This is a genomic window from Cellulophaga sp. (genome assembly GCF_039943695.1).
Lineage (GTDB): Bacteria > Bacteroidota > Bacteroidia > Flavobacteriales > Flavobacteriaceae > Cellulophaga.
The window spans coordinates 23,369-35,840 of record NZ_JBDVAA010000003.1 but is presented as its reverse complement, the minus strand read 5'-3'; the positions used below and the strand labels follow the sequence as shown (position 1 = coordinate 35,840).

The 12,472-nt window shown below is 28.7% G+C and carries 16 protein-coding genes and 1 pseudogene; 2 read left to right on the top strand and 15 right to left on the bottom strand.

Features of this window, described 5'->3' with window-relative positions:
• The 12 genes and pseudogenes from ABJD66_RS00165 to ABJD66_RS00110 form a co-directional block, all read right to left on the bottom strand.
• Positions 1-550: pseudogene (locus ABJD66_RS00165) on the bottom strand (cystathionine beta-synthase); the annotation flags it as partial.
• A 137-nt stretch (positions 551-687) separates the two neighbouring features.
• On the bottom strand, positions 688-1,287 hold the full coding sequence (locus tag ABJD66_RS00160; protein WP_348126857.1) for a DUF4272 domain-containing protein: 600 nt from the start codon (positions 1,285-1,287) through the stop codon (positions 688-690).
• Positions 1,288-1,674: 387 nt separating this feature from the next.
• Positions 1,675-2,265 carry a hypothetical protein gene (locus ABJD66_RS00155; RefSeq protein WP_348126854.1) on the bottom strand — a complete coding sequence of 197 codons (591 nt, stop codon included), beginning with the start codon at positions 2,263-2,265 and terminating at the stop codon, positions 1,675-1,677.
• A gap of 124 nt (positions 2,266-2,389) precedes the next feature.
• Positions 2,390-2,968 carry a DUF1287 domain-containing protein gene (locus ABJD66_RS00150; protein ID WP_348126851.1) on the bottom strand — a complete coding sequence of 193 codons (579 nt, stop codon included), beginning with the start codon at positions 2,966-2,968 and terminating at the stop codon, positions 2,390-2,392.
• Between the two features lie 12 nt (positions 2,969-2,980).
• Positions 2,981-3,475, bottom strand: coding sequence for a hypothetical protein (locus ABJD66_RS00145; RefSeq protein ID WP_348126848.1), 495 nt, complete (start codon positions 3,473-3,475; stop codon positions 2,981-2,983).
• Between the two features lie 143 nt (positions 3,476-3,618).
• Positions 3,619-4,107 carry a MepB family protein gene (locus ABJD66_RS00140; RefSeq protein WP_348126845.1) on the bottom strand — a complete coding sequence of 163 codons (489 nt, stop codon included), beginning with the start codon at positions 4,105-4,107 and terminating at the stop codon, positions 3,619-3,621.
• 171 nt (positions 4,108-4,278) lie between these two features.
• Positions 4,279-4,998, bottom strand: a complete 720-nt coding sequence (locus ABJD66_RS00135; protein ID WP_348126843.1) for a DUF6882 domain-containing protein — start codon at positions 4,996-4,998, stop codon at positions 4,279-4,281.
• Between the two features lie 36 nt (positions 4,999-5,034).
• Complete coding sequence (locus tag ABJD66_RS00130; protein WP_348126840.1) at positions 5,035-5,589, bottom strand: hypothetical protein; 555 nt, start codon at positions 5,587-5,589, stop codon at positions 5,035-5,037.
• Between the two features lie 14 nt (positions 5,590-5,603).
• Positions 5,604-6,065: a DUF3806 domain-containing protein gene (locus tag ABJD66_RS00125; protein WP_348126837.1), complete on the bottom strand. Its 462-nt coding sequence runs from the start codon at positions 6,063-6,065 to the stop codon at positions 5,604-5,606.
• 12 nt (positions 6,066-6,077) lie between these two features.
• Positions 6,078-6,488, bottom strand: coding sequence for a hypothetical protein (locus ABJD66_RS00120; RefSeq protein ID WP_348126834.1), 411 nt, complete (start codon positions 6,486-6,488; stop codon positions 6,078-6,080).
• Between the two features lie 110 nt (positions 6,489-6,598).
• Complete coding sequence (locus ABJD66_RS00115; RefSeq protein WP_100895805.1) at positions 6,599-7,333, bottom strand: LytTR family DNA-binding domain-containing protein; 735 nt, start codon at positions 7,331-7,333, stop codon at positions 6,599-6,601.
• Positions 7,330-9,174 (bottom strand): tetratricopeptide repeat protein, encoded by a 1,845-nt coding sequence (locus ABJD66_RS00110; RefSeq protein WP_348126830.1) that lies wholly within the window; start codon positions 9,172-9,174, stop codon positions 7,330-7,332. The genes ABJD66_RS00115 and ABJD66_RS00110 overlap by 4 nt, the downstream gene beginning before the upstream one ends.
• 158 nt (positions 9,175-9,332) lie before the next feature.
• Here ABJD66_RS00110 and ABJD66_RS00105 point away from each other — a divergent pair, with 158 nt between their 5' ends.
• Both ABJD66_RS00105 and ABJD66_RS00100 read left to right on the top strand, forming a co-directional pair.
• Complete coding sequence (locus ABJD66_RS00105) at positions 9,333-9,785, top strand: hypothetical protein (RefSeq protein ID WP_348126827.1); 453 nt, start codon at positions 9,333-9,335, stop codon at positions 9,783-9,785.
• A gap of 49 nt (positions 9,786-9,834) precedes the next feature.
• On the top strand, positions 9,835-10,659 hold the full coding sequence (locus ABJD66_RS00100; protein WP_348126824.1) for a hypothetical protein: 825 nt from the start codon (positions 9,835-9,837) through the stop codon (positions 10,657-10,659).
• Here ABJD66_RS00100 and ABJD66_RS00095 read toward each other — a convergent pair.
• From ABJD66_RS00095 to ABJD66_RS00085, 3 genes are all read right to left on the bottom strand, one after another.
• Complete coding sequence (locus tag ABJD66_RS00095) at positions 10,641-11,243, bottom strand: DUF3592 domain-containing protein (protein ID WP_348126821.1); 603 nt, start codon at positions 11,241-11,243, stop codon at positions 10,641-10,643. The two genes, ABJD66_RS00100 and ABJD66_RS00095, sit on opposite strands and share 19 nt — an antisense overlap.
• 120 nt (positions 11,244-11,363) lie before the next feature.
• Positions 11,364-12,047, bottom strand: coding sequence for a hypothetical protein (locus ABJD66_RS00090; protein ID WP_348126818.1), 684 nt, complete (start codon positions 12,045-12,047; stop codon positions 11,364-11,366).
• A gap of 29 nt (positions 12,048-12,076) precedes the next feature.
• Positions 12,077-12,460, bottom strand: a complete 384-nt coding sequence (locus ABJD66_RS00085) for a hypothetical protein (RefSeq protein ID WP_348126815.1) — start codon at positions 12,458-12,460, stop codon at positions 12,077-12,079.
• Positions 12,461-12,472 lie beyond the last annotated feature (12 nt).

Genomic DNA, 12,472 nt, shown 5'->3' with positions numbered 1-12,472 from the left:
TTATGTAAAAATCTATGTTAGAATTTAAGGTAACTGCACCAATGGTTTTCTGATCTTCAATAAAAACGGTACTACCATTAAAAGCAGTAACATCATTAGCGCTATTTATTTTTTTTAGGTTGAAATTGTAGCCATAAACGTTTTCAATAACATCTACATTAAAATTAGCTGGCAACTCACCTGTATATAGTATTTGAGTTTCTTTTTTATCAAATAAATTTTTACGCAATATTGATAAAACAGGAACAGTGTTAGAGTCAAAACTTATTACATTTTGTGTGTCTAAACCGTGTAGTTTTGCTATTCCCCACTCTAGCACACAAGATAAAGGATGACCTAGTCTAATGTAGTCATAAGCAGTGTGTAACTCACTTAAAGCAGTTGTAGTACTATTATTTGCTACATATAAAGCCTCTAGCTCATTTAAAAACTGAACTTTAGCTAGTTCTTCATTGTAAATATCTAGACGATGTGTAGTTAAGTTTAACCAATCTTTTGGCATATTTGCTACTACATCTTTTATATAATTTAGTGTTTTATTGTCTTGCATAAGATTCATCTTTAAATGAAGCCTGCAAGATACGTTAATTAGACTTTTTTATGAAGTGATACAAGGCGTATTGTTCTATTTTACCATAGATTTAACGCCTTGTGTTTTTTACTGTATTAACATACTAATTATAATTTTTAGGTGTCTGTTGGCACACTGTCCCAATCATCACCATAGCCAATTATCCAACTAAGTGCATATCTTCTTTCATATACAACACTAGGGTTTAATTCTTCTGGCATTTCTTTACCAAATAATTGTGCGTCTCTTACTCGCCAATGCTGATTGTACAACTCTGTTTCCATGGCCATTAAATCCTCATCAGACCTTAGCGTAACAGATTTTATAAATGCTTTAGGGGTGCCTATTATTTCGGCAAGCTCTCTAATGCTGTACACATCAAACTGTGTATTTAAGGCTGGCATTTCTTCTATTAAATTTACAGCCCAAAACAAAGATGTTAAGGCCTCTGCTCGCCAACTAAAGTTTACAATGTCATTTTCTTCTGGCTCTACTGAATTTATAAATTCTGTTTCTTTAAAAGACAAGTAATTATTTATGCCATTATTGGTAACCCAAGACTTAAAACTAGGTTCTTGTCCTTGATGAACCTTACCTATAATTGCTAGCAAACCTAAAATACGTTCTGCTACTGCAGTTTTAGTTCTTACTTGCATATCATCTTCTAACTCTTCGTTATCCATATCTAAGTTTTTATTATTTAAATCGTCTTTCATTACTGTTCTAGTATTACTTTTTTAATCTCTGCGCTTTTTTACTTTTAATTTTAATTGTGCTAATGCAACTAAAATAAGGCACGGGACTAGTATCATTATAAAAAAAAAATACTAAAAAACCACCACGGAATATCAAAACCGTGAGTATACGCGGTTCCTATATAAAGCCCCATTATTAGGCTCACAACTAAGCCTATAGCAGACACTACAACTATATATTTTTTAGGTTGTGTTACAGCATTTTTCCTAAACATACCTAGTGTTAATGCACTAATTATAGTTAGTATAATTATTATAATGTAAAACATCTTATATTGCCTTTTTAGTATTTGTAACTGCTATTAATTACTTTTATTTTGTATCTATTTTTGTTGTTTTAATTGTATCTCACTTAAAAACTCTTTGAGCTGTAATAAAATTAGCTGTTTTTTTATGTTCTAAATTATAACTAGCAATATTGTTATTAAATGGATGAAAAAAGTAGACCGTTCCTGTTTCTATCTTTTGGAAATCTGTAGTAACGTTACTATTACTCATTAGTCCTATTCTAAATTTTGATGAATAAGCAACATTTATAATTGCAATAGGAATAATATACATTTTTCTGTTTTGTTCAAAGTATCCATTTTTAATTCGGCCTCTAATTTTTATTGTTTTTAAAACACTATCATTTACCGTAACAGTTGCATTTATTCTTTTTTTGTTTACTGCTTTTAGTGTGATAAAAAAAGGTGGTTTTTCTTTGGACTCATTACCAAAAACAGCATCACTCTCCTTTTTGCTAAAAAAAGATCCCCAAAAAAACTCTGAAGCGTAAGTCGTATTTTTTATGTTATTTTGATATGTACTATTTATTAAATGTAAATTATCTGCTGTTAACTCTACCCTATTTGCTGCCGTAGGTGTATTTTTTAGTGTTGCGCAAGAGCACATTACCAAAAAAAAGCAGAAGTATGTAATAGTTTTATAAATACGCATATAAATTAAACGTTTACCTGTTGGTTCTTTACAGATATTAAGGTAACAAAGTTGAAGATATTTAGTGCTTAAAAATAACCTACTTATGGTAAAAACAAACTAGCAGTTTACAGGGTAATAAAGTCTATATTTTATACCTATAATGACCAATAATTTTAAAAGAAAAAAGGCAATCTTGTAAAACTTGGCCACCTCCAATATTGTGTACAATTAAGTTTCTTTTACCATCTTTAGATTTTTTATTTACAACAATACCAATATGTGTAGTGGCTCCTCCTAAATTCCAACAAACTATATCGCCAGCAACATAATCTTCTGCTTTTTTAGATATTAATTTTTCTTCTCCTTTTCTTTTAAAATAGGTCATTAAATTAGGTACTCTGCGGTGATCTATATTTTTATCTGTAGTTTTTAAACCCCATAATTTTAGGTAGACATTAAAATTAGACTTCATATCTAAATGCACATTTTTTTGTAGATCTATTCCTAATTTTCGGTACGCTCTAATAATAACATCTGTACAGACACCTTTATCACTAGGCACATCACCATTAGGATAATCTATAGAAAAATAGCTAGGATCGTAGGTTACATTATCCTTGGTTAATTGCAATGCGGCGTCTGACAAGCTAATTTGTTTAACACTTGTTTGCGCAAAGCCAAATTGTATACCTAAAAATAAGAGTAAAAGTATTTTTTTCATCAATCTATAATTTTATTTACAATCTGAAGACTTTATATGTCTTACCTCTAAAACATTAACATACTCGTATGTACCATTGTAATCTGCTGCAAAACCATACTTATCCTTGCCTTTATCTATTATTTCAATTTTAGCATAAATTGGTGAGTATGGATCTTTACCGTTTGTTAAGGCATAGTACAGTTTTTCTAATTTACCTGTTTCTTTAGAGTTATCTGTAATCCAGAATATTTTATCACTGCCACAAGGCTGAAAAGTTGCAACTTCTACTCCAAATATTAATTTTCCGCTTACAACCTTTGATTTATAAGACGTTAAAGAAGCTACCTCTTTTTTTAAGTCTCTAATGGTATCTTCTAATAGTTCTATTCTACTACTCATAAAAATATCTCCCTTACTTTTAGTTACATAGTTGGTTTGTATGTTAGAAGCATATTGCCGGTCTTTACAAGAAGTAAAAAACAAAGCTGCTAGTAATATTAGAGATAAAGTGTGTTTAAGTTTCATACCATCTTTTTAATGTTGTATTACAATACCGTGATTCACAATATTTAGATACTCCAAAGATGTAACTATTTCACTAGGATTATAAGCCTATATCTAGTGAAAACACCACCCTTTTTACAGGGAATTAATTTAACTTATATGAACTAACTATAAAGAGCATTAACCTCCTCTAGATTGATTTCATCATTAATAATATAAAAATATTTTAATTGCCACTCTTTGGTTTTTAAAGCCTGTTTACTTATTGGCACAACCCAACTAGGGTATACTCTAAATGCCCTTTTACCCTCCTTTTTCTCTGTAGATAGTATTCCTTTTTTTAGTAAAACAGATTTAGGAAAAACAAACTGTCCAAAATTATCTTGATCTGCTACGTTTACAATAAAAAAGTCTATGTTATCTGTATAATTAAACGGCTCTATTGGTCCACTTTTACTTCGTTTCCAAAACGTAACAAACTGACCAAGTTTTTTAGGTGTTATTTTAGAGTTTCTGCTAATAATAACGTGTCCGCTTAACAAAAACCTGCAAGCATCATATTCCTTACTTTCTTCTTCTAATATAAAGTTGGTTATGGTGAATTTACACTTATCGTAAATTTTAGTTTTAATTAGACTTAATTGGTTGTTCATTTATTTAGTTTGATATCAGATTAATTTTTAAGAAAATAAAACTAAAAAATTAATTAAGAAAGTAATGTTTATTATTCAATTTTGATACTATTTAAATACTTAAAACATAAAAAGCCCTGTAACATTTACGCTACAGAGCTTTACTTATTTGGTTTAGTTGGATTCTAATATTTAAAGTTTACCACTTAAGGACTGTAACCTTCCTAAATCATCAAACTCAGCCGTAACTACTTTACCATCTTTTTCTCCTTTTATCTCCTTATCAGACATACTAAGCTTAAAGTCACGATCTATTAAATAGTTTTTTAAAGCACTCACGTGCGCTATACTTATAGAGCTTATTAACTGAGGAAATACAGTTAAAACCTTCTCTAGTTTGCTCTTATCTATTGCTGGTATTTTATTATCATCTATAGTTACAACCAATGTTCCTTGTCCGTAATTAGCACAGTAATAGCTTTTAGAGTTAAACAAACCACAAGCAACCATTCCCATTTTATGCTCAAAATTTTCATCTACATTAAAATGAGGTTCTATAAGCTCATTAATTGCATGTTCTTCTCCAAATTCTTTCAACTTATTAGACTGTAGCAATAAATTTTCTGGAATTCCGCTTTGCGTGTTTGCCCAGCCCCACATCCAAGAACTTGTATTAAAAGATAATGAACCTATTACTTGTATTGGAAAAGATAACTCTCCAAAAGCAATAGTAGCTTTACCCATATCTAGTTGCCAACCATTATCTCCTATTACATCGCCAAAAATATATTGTTTTTCAAAAGACAAACCTGCATAATTTTCAACTAAATCATTAAAAGATTGTGGTTTTAATTTCTCTATTATCTTAAAGTCAGCCATATTTAATTCTTGGTTATTTTTTTCGTTTTCCATTTACATTTTTAAGTGTTAATCTTGGTTTTTTTAGTTTTATTTATTGGCTGTAAGTAAAAAAAGCTCTCCATCATCTGTCATTCCTATAGGGTTTTTGGTTCTCTCTAGCCATTCTTCTTCATATAAAAACACATTATAATCTGCTACTAAATTTCTTGAAAATCTCTTTTTTGCTAAGTTTATAATTTGTTCGTCTAAAGACATGTTGCTCCTTTTAAAAAACACAACATAATCTTTATCTATATGAAGTAAAATAATATGTGTTTTATCTCCTGTTTTATATACATCTAACACTTTAAAAAAGCCAGGCGCCCTAACTACATAAAAGCCAAACTTAGCTACATCCGGATTAATTTTAGCCATATTTATGGCTTTGTTACTTGCAATTGTAAACCTAACCTTTTTAGACAAGCCTGCACTAAATGCAGATACGTCTGTAAAGCCTTCTTCTTTTAAAATTTGATTTTTTTTGTACTTAGAAATTAATGATTCATCTAAATCACAATCTCTATAAAACAACAATAAACCTGCATAGGTGTTATTTACTATTAACTTTTGCAGGTCTACTTTTCCCTTATCATCATCTGCCATTAAATAATTGCCTCTTATTTTTTACCTATGTTATACCTCATAGTTTCCATTATAGGCTCAAAAAAAGAAGTTTCTTTAGAATCTATTCTTTTTTGAACTATTGTATAAGGGAAAGTAGTATACACAGGATCTTCATTACGAATGCAAATTTCTGCACCATACTCATCTGTAATATGCTTCCAACTGGTACCAAACTCCTCGTTTAGGACTTCGCCGTAAGCACTTCCTAAACCAAACTCTACCATTTTAGGCGTTGGTTTGGTTAGACATTTAGAGTTAAAGTCTGCTATATCTTCATTAGCTACAAAATTTGACGAATCTGTTAACCAAAGTCCAAAAACTTTGGTTAACAGAATAGCTGTAAATGAACCACTAAAATCAGGTTCATATTTTTTACAAATAGAATACGCCAAATCTAAATCTAGCTCTAAATTATTTATTTCTCCTTGTGTTAAATCTCTTAGAGTAGTTTGCATATAACTTATATTTTACAAGTTATTCTCTAACAAATTTGTAAGTACTTTTACTCTGCTACTAACATCTGGAGCATTACTTACTGGGCAGTGATTTACTTCTAAAACACCATCTGTAAAAGTATAAGCTCTTTCTGGATTGTGGTGATTATCTCTGTTTACAATTACAACTTTTTTAAGCCCTTCTTGTAATGCTTCTTTACCCATATCATCTGCAGTAATTGCTGTAAAAGCTTCTACTAATGGCTCAAAATAAATTTGAGAATATGTATCCATATACAAATGCGTAAAACGGTCTTCAAATAATGTTTCCCATTCTATTTCTAAAGGAACATCAAAGCCAGCTGCTTTTATAATTTGCTCCTTTAATGCAGGTAATTTTTCGTCTTGAAATGCTTTTGTAATTTTCTTTTCTTTAAGTCCCATAATTGTATGTTTTAAGTGTTAATTTTAATAATCTATGATTCTAAAATAGCACTAAAACACACTTATGTGATAAACGGTTTTACAAGCGTTGTTTTTTGTTTTAAATCCGTTTACAAATTGGCTAAAAACTGTTTTAAGTAGCTCTTTTTTCTAGAGGCTAACGGAATTTTTTCTCCGTCTTTTAATAATATATTATTTAGCACAATAGACTCTATATAATTTATATTTATAAGGTGAGATTGGTGTACTCTAACAAATATTTGTTCGCTTAAAATATTCTCATAATACTTTAAATTACGGGCACTCATTATTTTTTTATCTGCTGTATAAAAAATAGTGTAACTCCCATCAGACTGGCACCTAATGATGTCATTTAAAGGCAATATGTGTTGCTCTTGAGTGGTTTTAATTAATAAATTCTTATGCTCGTCCTTAGTTTCTAAATCCTGAATTTTCATTTCTAAACTAAGCACCTTCTTATCTTGCTTGTATAAAGTTCTAAACCTGTCTATACACGCTGTAAGCTCATCAGAATCTATTGGTTTAAGTAAATAATCTATAGCATCTACACGTATAGCTTGTATAGCAAAATCATCATAAGCAGTAGTAAAAATAATTCTAAAAGATATTTTATCTAATGCATCTAATATTGTAAATGCATTACCTCCAATTAGTTCTATATCCATAAAAACTAAATCTGGTGTATTTTCGTTTAAAAATAGAATAGCATCATTAACCGTATCTATTGTTGCTATTACATCTATATCTTTTTGAGTGTATTTTAGTAATTTAGATAAGGTATTTTGAGCATTAAACTCGTCTTCTACTATAACTACTTTTATCATGTAATACTTAATTTAAAGGCTATTTTTGTTCCTATAGGTTGGTTATCCTTGTTAAATAAATCTTCAATTACAAAGCTCTTTTCTTCTGCTTTTTTACGCAATTTTAATCGTTCTATAAAAACATCTGTAGCGTGCAATTCTTTACTTTTTTTTGTTTTAGATTGATGTGATCTTCCCAAACCATTATCTGTAATAACAAAACACAATTTAGCATCTTCTTTATAAATTGATAACTCTAAAATACCGCCTTGCTTTTTTTCTTTTAAACCATATTCTATAGCATTTTCTAAAAACGGTTGTAACAACATTGGTGGTACTTTTAAAGTATGTACATCACAATCTGTAGCAACATTTAAAACGTAATTAAAAGCATAATCAAAACGTAATTGTTGTGTTTCTATGTAGTTAGAAATCATATTAATTTCTCGTTCTAAACTAATAGATTCTTTGCGTACATAGTCAAAATTCTGACGAATTAATTTAGCAAATTTAGCTATGTAGTTAGATGATTTTATAGGGTCTTTCTCTAAAGTAATATTTTGTATTGCGGCAAGTGTATTAAATATAAAATGCGGATTCATTTGCATTCTAAGCAAGCTCTGCTCTAGTTGTGATGCCTTATTGGCTGCCTTTAGTTTTGTAATGTACAAATAGGCACCTAACAAAACCAATAGTAACAATAACGCAGCAAACAAACTACCGTAAAGCATTCTGTTTTTAGCAGCAATTTGCTTTAAAAATAGTAACTCAGCCTCTTTTTCTTTTGTTTTATATTTTACATTAGAAAAATTTAATAAACGCTCTGTTTCTTTTTTATGCTGCTCTATTTGTAGTACATCTCTTTTTTGTTGATACGCAAGTGCATCTTCTGGCTTATTAGTACGTATGGCAATAGTTATAAGCTTGTCTAAAATTTGTATTTGTTGTGGCGTGTCTTTATTCTGTTGGTAAATTTCTAACGATTGTTTGTAATAGCCTTCTGCAATTATAAAATTGTTATTTAAAAAGTAAGTATACCCTAAGCCTTTATATGGCGCACCGTTTTTAGCCGTAATGCTTTTATTTACCTTTATAGCTGCTTGTAAAAACTTTGCTGCAGATGCATAATTTTCTGTTTCTATATACGTAAAACCTATGTTATTTAAAATTTTAACTAAGGTTTGGGGTGACTTGGTATATTGTCCTAATTGCAGTGCTTTTTGGTATGCCTCTAAGGCTTTGTTATAATTTTTTTCCTTTAAATAAATGGCTGCAATATTACTTTTTATAGCAATAACAGATGTTGTATCTTTTTGGTAGGTAAAAAGGCTATCTGCCTTTTGTATGTAGCTTAAAGCTTTAGGGTAATCTTCTAAAGTAAAATGTAACTGAAACAATAAATTATTAGCTTTAGCCAGCAGTCTTTTGTCTTTTAACTCTGTAGCATTGCTTAATGCTTCTAAAGCGTATTCTTGAGACTTCTCTAGATTTTTAAAACGCAAATTGGCAGCACTAAGCGTTATTAAACTCCTTGTTTTGTTGTAAAAATCTTTTTGGGCTGTAAATAAGCTATTTGCTTTTTTTTGTGCAGTTATAGCCTCTAAATACATATTGTTAACATAGTATATTTCGCCTTTTTTAAACAGAATTAAAGCTTCTTGCTCAGGTGTAATTCCTATAAAATTAGTTTGTAAACTATCTAATATTTGTATTGACTTTTCAGACTTAAATTGCGAAAGACTGTCTGTTATTTTTATAGTGTTATTAAACTCTACTAGGTTGTTTTTAGGTTGTGTACAACTTAACACTAAAAAGAGTAAACTACTGTATATTAAACTATTATTTAAAAAGCAATATTTCATGTATGCGGTATGCGTTCTTATAAAAACGAAGCTAACCTTTTCATTTTAAAACAGGAATATTTTTAACATCTAAATAGCAAATACAAAACAAATAGTAACACTTACAAAAGGCATTTATAACCAATACATAATTCTTATATTTTTAAACAAAAAATATAATGGATTATCCAGAACATATACTAAAAATAACCACTGGTGGCGGCTTTGAGATTACTAGCAAAAAAGAAGTGACTAAAAAAGTTACTCCTAAAATTGGCGTAGATAATGCTATATTTTTAATTTATGACTGGCCAGATGATAAAGAAGGTGCCAACACTAGTATAATTATTGCCTTACACTACTCTTTTATTTTAAATGATAAAAAATACGAGATAAGCACAAAAAATACTTTTTACGATTTTGATAATAAGTTTTACAACAATCTGCAAGACTGGTTTTTTAAAGATATGTACCCTTTATTTATACATAAAGCATTGGAGATTTCTAAAGAAAAAATAGAGAAAGAATTAGGTGTTTCTCTTTCTAACACTTCCCCTTTTAATACCCAAGAAACTAAAGCAAAAAGACTAGCAAATAAAGCTACAAAAAACTATTTAGTAGATACTATTTAAAAATATCAATTTAAAATTATACAGAACAAAAGTTAATTTAACGTATAAAATGAAAAACGATTTATTAGAGAAACAAAATGAATTATACGGCAATTTAAATTTTGCTGCAGAAATTAAAAAAGACAATATTGGTATTATAAAGCATTTTATAGCTAGTGAAAAAGAAGCTTATGAAAACAATTTTCAAGGGCAGTTTTATCCTTCTTATCATTATGAAATAAACCGTGTAATGAGTTCTAAAATGTCTAAAATTGATGATGAAGATATTTATTTGGCATTTTACTACCAACTTAAACTTGGAAACATATATAAACCCTTAGAAAAACATTATCCTTTATTTTTAAAGGCTGTAGCTCATAATATTGATGATAACGATTTAGATAATACATTTTTAAACCCAACTCATTTATATTTTTTATTTGGAATAATAAATAACGAAAATGCTGATAGTGTTTACGATACCGCTTATGAAGATTATACAGAAAGCCTAAAATTTATTACCCTATGTGGTTCATATACAACATTTCCTAATTTACGTAAAAAGAGAGCTCGCTTTATTCAGTTTTTAGAAAACGAAACAATAATGCGTCGTATTAAAAATGAGTTATCTCTTTATTTTAAGAGCGATTTTATAACTTCTGGTTCTTTAGTTCTTTTACTTTTAGATACTAATACTAGCTCTAAAGAAGTTTTATATAATCTGCATAAGTTAAATTTAAAAAATACTAACGTTTGGTTATTAGGTAGCTTTTACAAGGATTTTAAAAAATCAGATACTAACAAGAAACTATTAAAAGACTTGTATGCTACCTATCCAAAAGAATGGATTGATGAGTACCAAAAAACAGATTGGAATCAAATAGATTCCTTGTAATTTTTATGCTGTAAATCAACGGCCTTATTTTTCTTTTTAAAAATAAGGTTGTTAATTATCCTTGTAATAGAAGACCACAATATAAACCCTAAAAACACAAAGAATATTCTAATAAAGAAGCCTTCTTTATCTATATTAGGAATGCCAAATACATAAAAATAATTGCTATAAAAATCAAACCCTTTGGAGATACCAATAGCAAAAAAAACAAATCCTATTACTAAAAAAACATACTTTATAAAAAAGTCTTTCTTTGGCAAATAGTAATCCTTTGGCGGATTTTTAGGATTATAATAAACAGGAGTTACATCTCCTATTTCTACTTTAGAATTACTTCTTCCTTTAATTCTATGGCTTTGCAATTTTCCGTTTTTATAATACTCAAAACTATACACAGGTACCTTTATAACACCAGAAAATCCTTCTTCATTTTCAGAACCTTTTTCTAGAGATATAGATACCACTTTAGCTGTAGTTAGGATTCCGTTTCTTTTTATCTTTCCATTTCTAATTAAAATGTAAAGAAAAGCAAGAATTAAAAATAATCCTATTATTACAAATATTGAACTTGCCACTATAGCCATATATAACTTACAAAATTAAGGAGTTACTTAGATAGTTAAGTTATACAACATTTATTAAAAAAGAAAGAAAAATGATTAGAATTATACAGTAAAACACAATAAAAAGTAATCATAATTAAATTAATTAACAAAATGACAGTCAATTACTACATTGTTTTTATTTTTTGTTAATGTATTTATTAAACTTTTCAGTTCTTTTATAGATGTTATGTCTATTTGGCATTTATCTGTATCTACAATTAATACGTTGTTACTAATAAATTTCTCTTTAAATTCTTGTGAGTTTGCCAGTAATGCAAACTCTTTAAGCGTATTAGAATTTATTTGCTGATTTTGTTTTACAGCTTCCTCCTCCTTAAGATCCTTATATTTTTTACTAGCACTAACTAATTTATAAAAATCTTCTTTTATTAGTTCAGCAATACGCTGTAAACGGTTGTTATTTATAGTGTTACCATATAAATTATAGTTATCTATATTGGCACTTATATACTTTGTATCTTTTGTTTTTAAGTATTTATTAAAGTTACTATCATACAAATTATGCAACTCTATATTGTACTTATCTACAAGGTTATCTGTAATTAAGTTTTCTATATAAACACCATTAAAATTTACCCATATTGGCGTAGAGGCTATTAACTCTATATGAATATTTATAAAATTACCTGCGCTATCATTTGCTTTAAAGTGATATTCATATGCTAACGAAACCTGCTCAAAAGGTGTAAAATTATAATTGTCCTGAAGAAATTTAAAATGTGTTTCTACAGCATATTTAACCTCATAGAGCAAGTTGTTCATACATCTATTTTAAAAAGTAAAAAATCTAATTAGCTTGCTTGTGCTTTAAATTCGTTCATTTTTTTTAAAACCAACGGCACAAATAACGCAAACTTAGCATTAAAATCTTCTTGTGATGTAGCCTTGTTCATTGTAGCAACCATAGTAGACCAAGCTTTATAAAGTACATCTTCAATAGTATTATTATTCTCCTGAAACTCTATATTTAATGCCTTAACAAGGCTTACAACCTTTATTTCTTTGTAAAAACCAGTTTCTTTTACTTTAAAAAATACTTGTTCTAGCTTTTCTTCTCCTTTTAATAAATCATCAGTAGTTAAATTACCTTTATTAGCACCAACAACTTCAAAAGTATCTATCATTAGATTTTGTACTTCTCCATCTATTTTTTCGTCTAAACGTATTGCAATCATCTGTATATATTT

Coding starts and splice junctions, on each gene's coding strand:
- ABJD66_RS00085 (WP_348126815.1), bottom strand. CDS start 12,460: ATGATTGCAATACGTTTAGACGAAAAAATAGATGGAGAAGTACAAAAT.
- ABJD66_RS00130 (WP_348126840.1), bottom strand. CDS start 5,589: ATGGCAGATGATGATAAGGGAAAAGTAGACCTGCAAAAGTTAATAGTA.
- ABJD66_RS00140 (WP_348126845.1), bottom strand. CDS start 4,107: ATGAACAACCAATTAAGTCTAATTAAAACTAAAATTTACGATAAGTGT.
- ABJD66_RS00090 (WP_348126818.1), bottom strand. CDS start 12,047: ATGAACAACTTGCTCTATGAGGTTAAATATGCTGTAGAAACACATTTT.
- ABJD66_RS00150 (WP_348126851.1), bottom strand. CDS start 2,968: ATGAAAAAAATACTTTTACTCTTATTTTTAGGTATACAATTTGGCTTT.
- ABJD66_RS00115 (WP_100895805.1), bottom strand. CDS start 7,333: ATGATAAAAGTAGTTATAGTAGAAGACGAGTTTAATGCTCAAAATACC.
- ABJD66_RS00105 (WP_348126827.1), top strand. CDS start 9,333: ATGGATTATCCAGAACATATACTAAAAATAACCACTGGTGGCGGCTTT.
- ABJD66_RS00145 (WP_348126848.1), bottom strand. CDS start 3,475: ATGAAACTTAAACACACTTTATCTCTAATATTACTAGCAGCTTTGTTT.
- ABJD66_RS00125 (WP_348126837.1), bottom strand. CDS start 6,065: ATGCAAACTACTCTAAGAGATTTAACACAAGGAGAAATAAATAATTTA.
- ABJD66_RS00100 (WP_348126824.1), top strand. CDS start 9,835: ATGAAAAACGATTTATTAGAGAAACAAAATGAATTATACGGCAATTTA.
- ABJD66_RS00135 (WP_348126843.1), bottom strand. CDS start 4,998: ATGGAAAACGAAAAAAATAACCAAGAATTAAATATGGCTGACTTTAAG.
- ABJD66_RS00110 (WP_348126830.1), bottom strand. CDS start 9,174: ATGAAATATTGCTTTTTAAATAATAGTTTAATATACAGTAGTTTACTC.
- ABJD66_RS00155 (WP_348126854.1), bottom strand. CDS start 2,265: ATGCGTATTTATAAAACTATTACATACTTCTGCTTTTTTTTGGTAATG.
- ABJD66_RS00095 (WP_348126821.1), bottom strand. CDS start 11,243: ATGGCTATAGTGGCAAGTTCAATATTTGTAATAATAGGATTATTTTTA.
- ABJD66_RS00120 (WP_348126834.1), bottom strand. CDS start 6,488: ATGGGACTTAAAGAAAAGAAAATTACAAAAGCATTTCAAGACGAAAAA.
- ABJD66_RS00160 (WP_348126857.1), bottom strand. CDS start 1,287: ATGAAAGACGATTTAAATAATAAAAACTTAGATATGGATAACGAAGAG.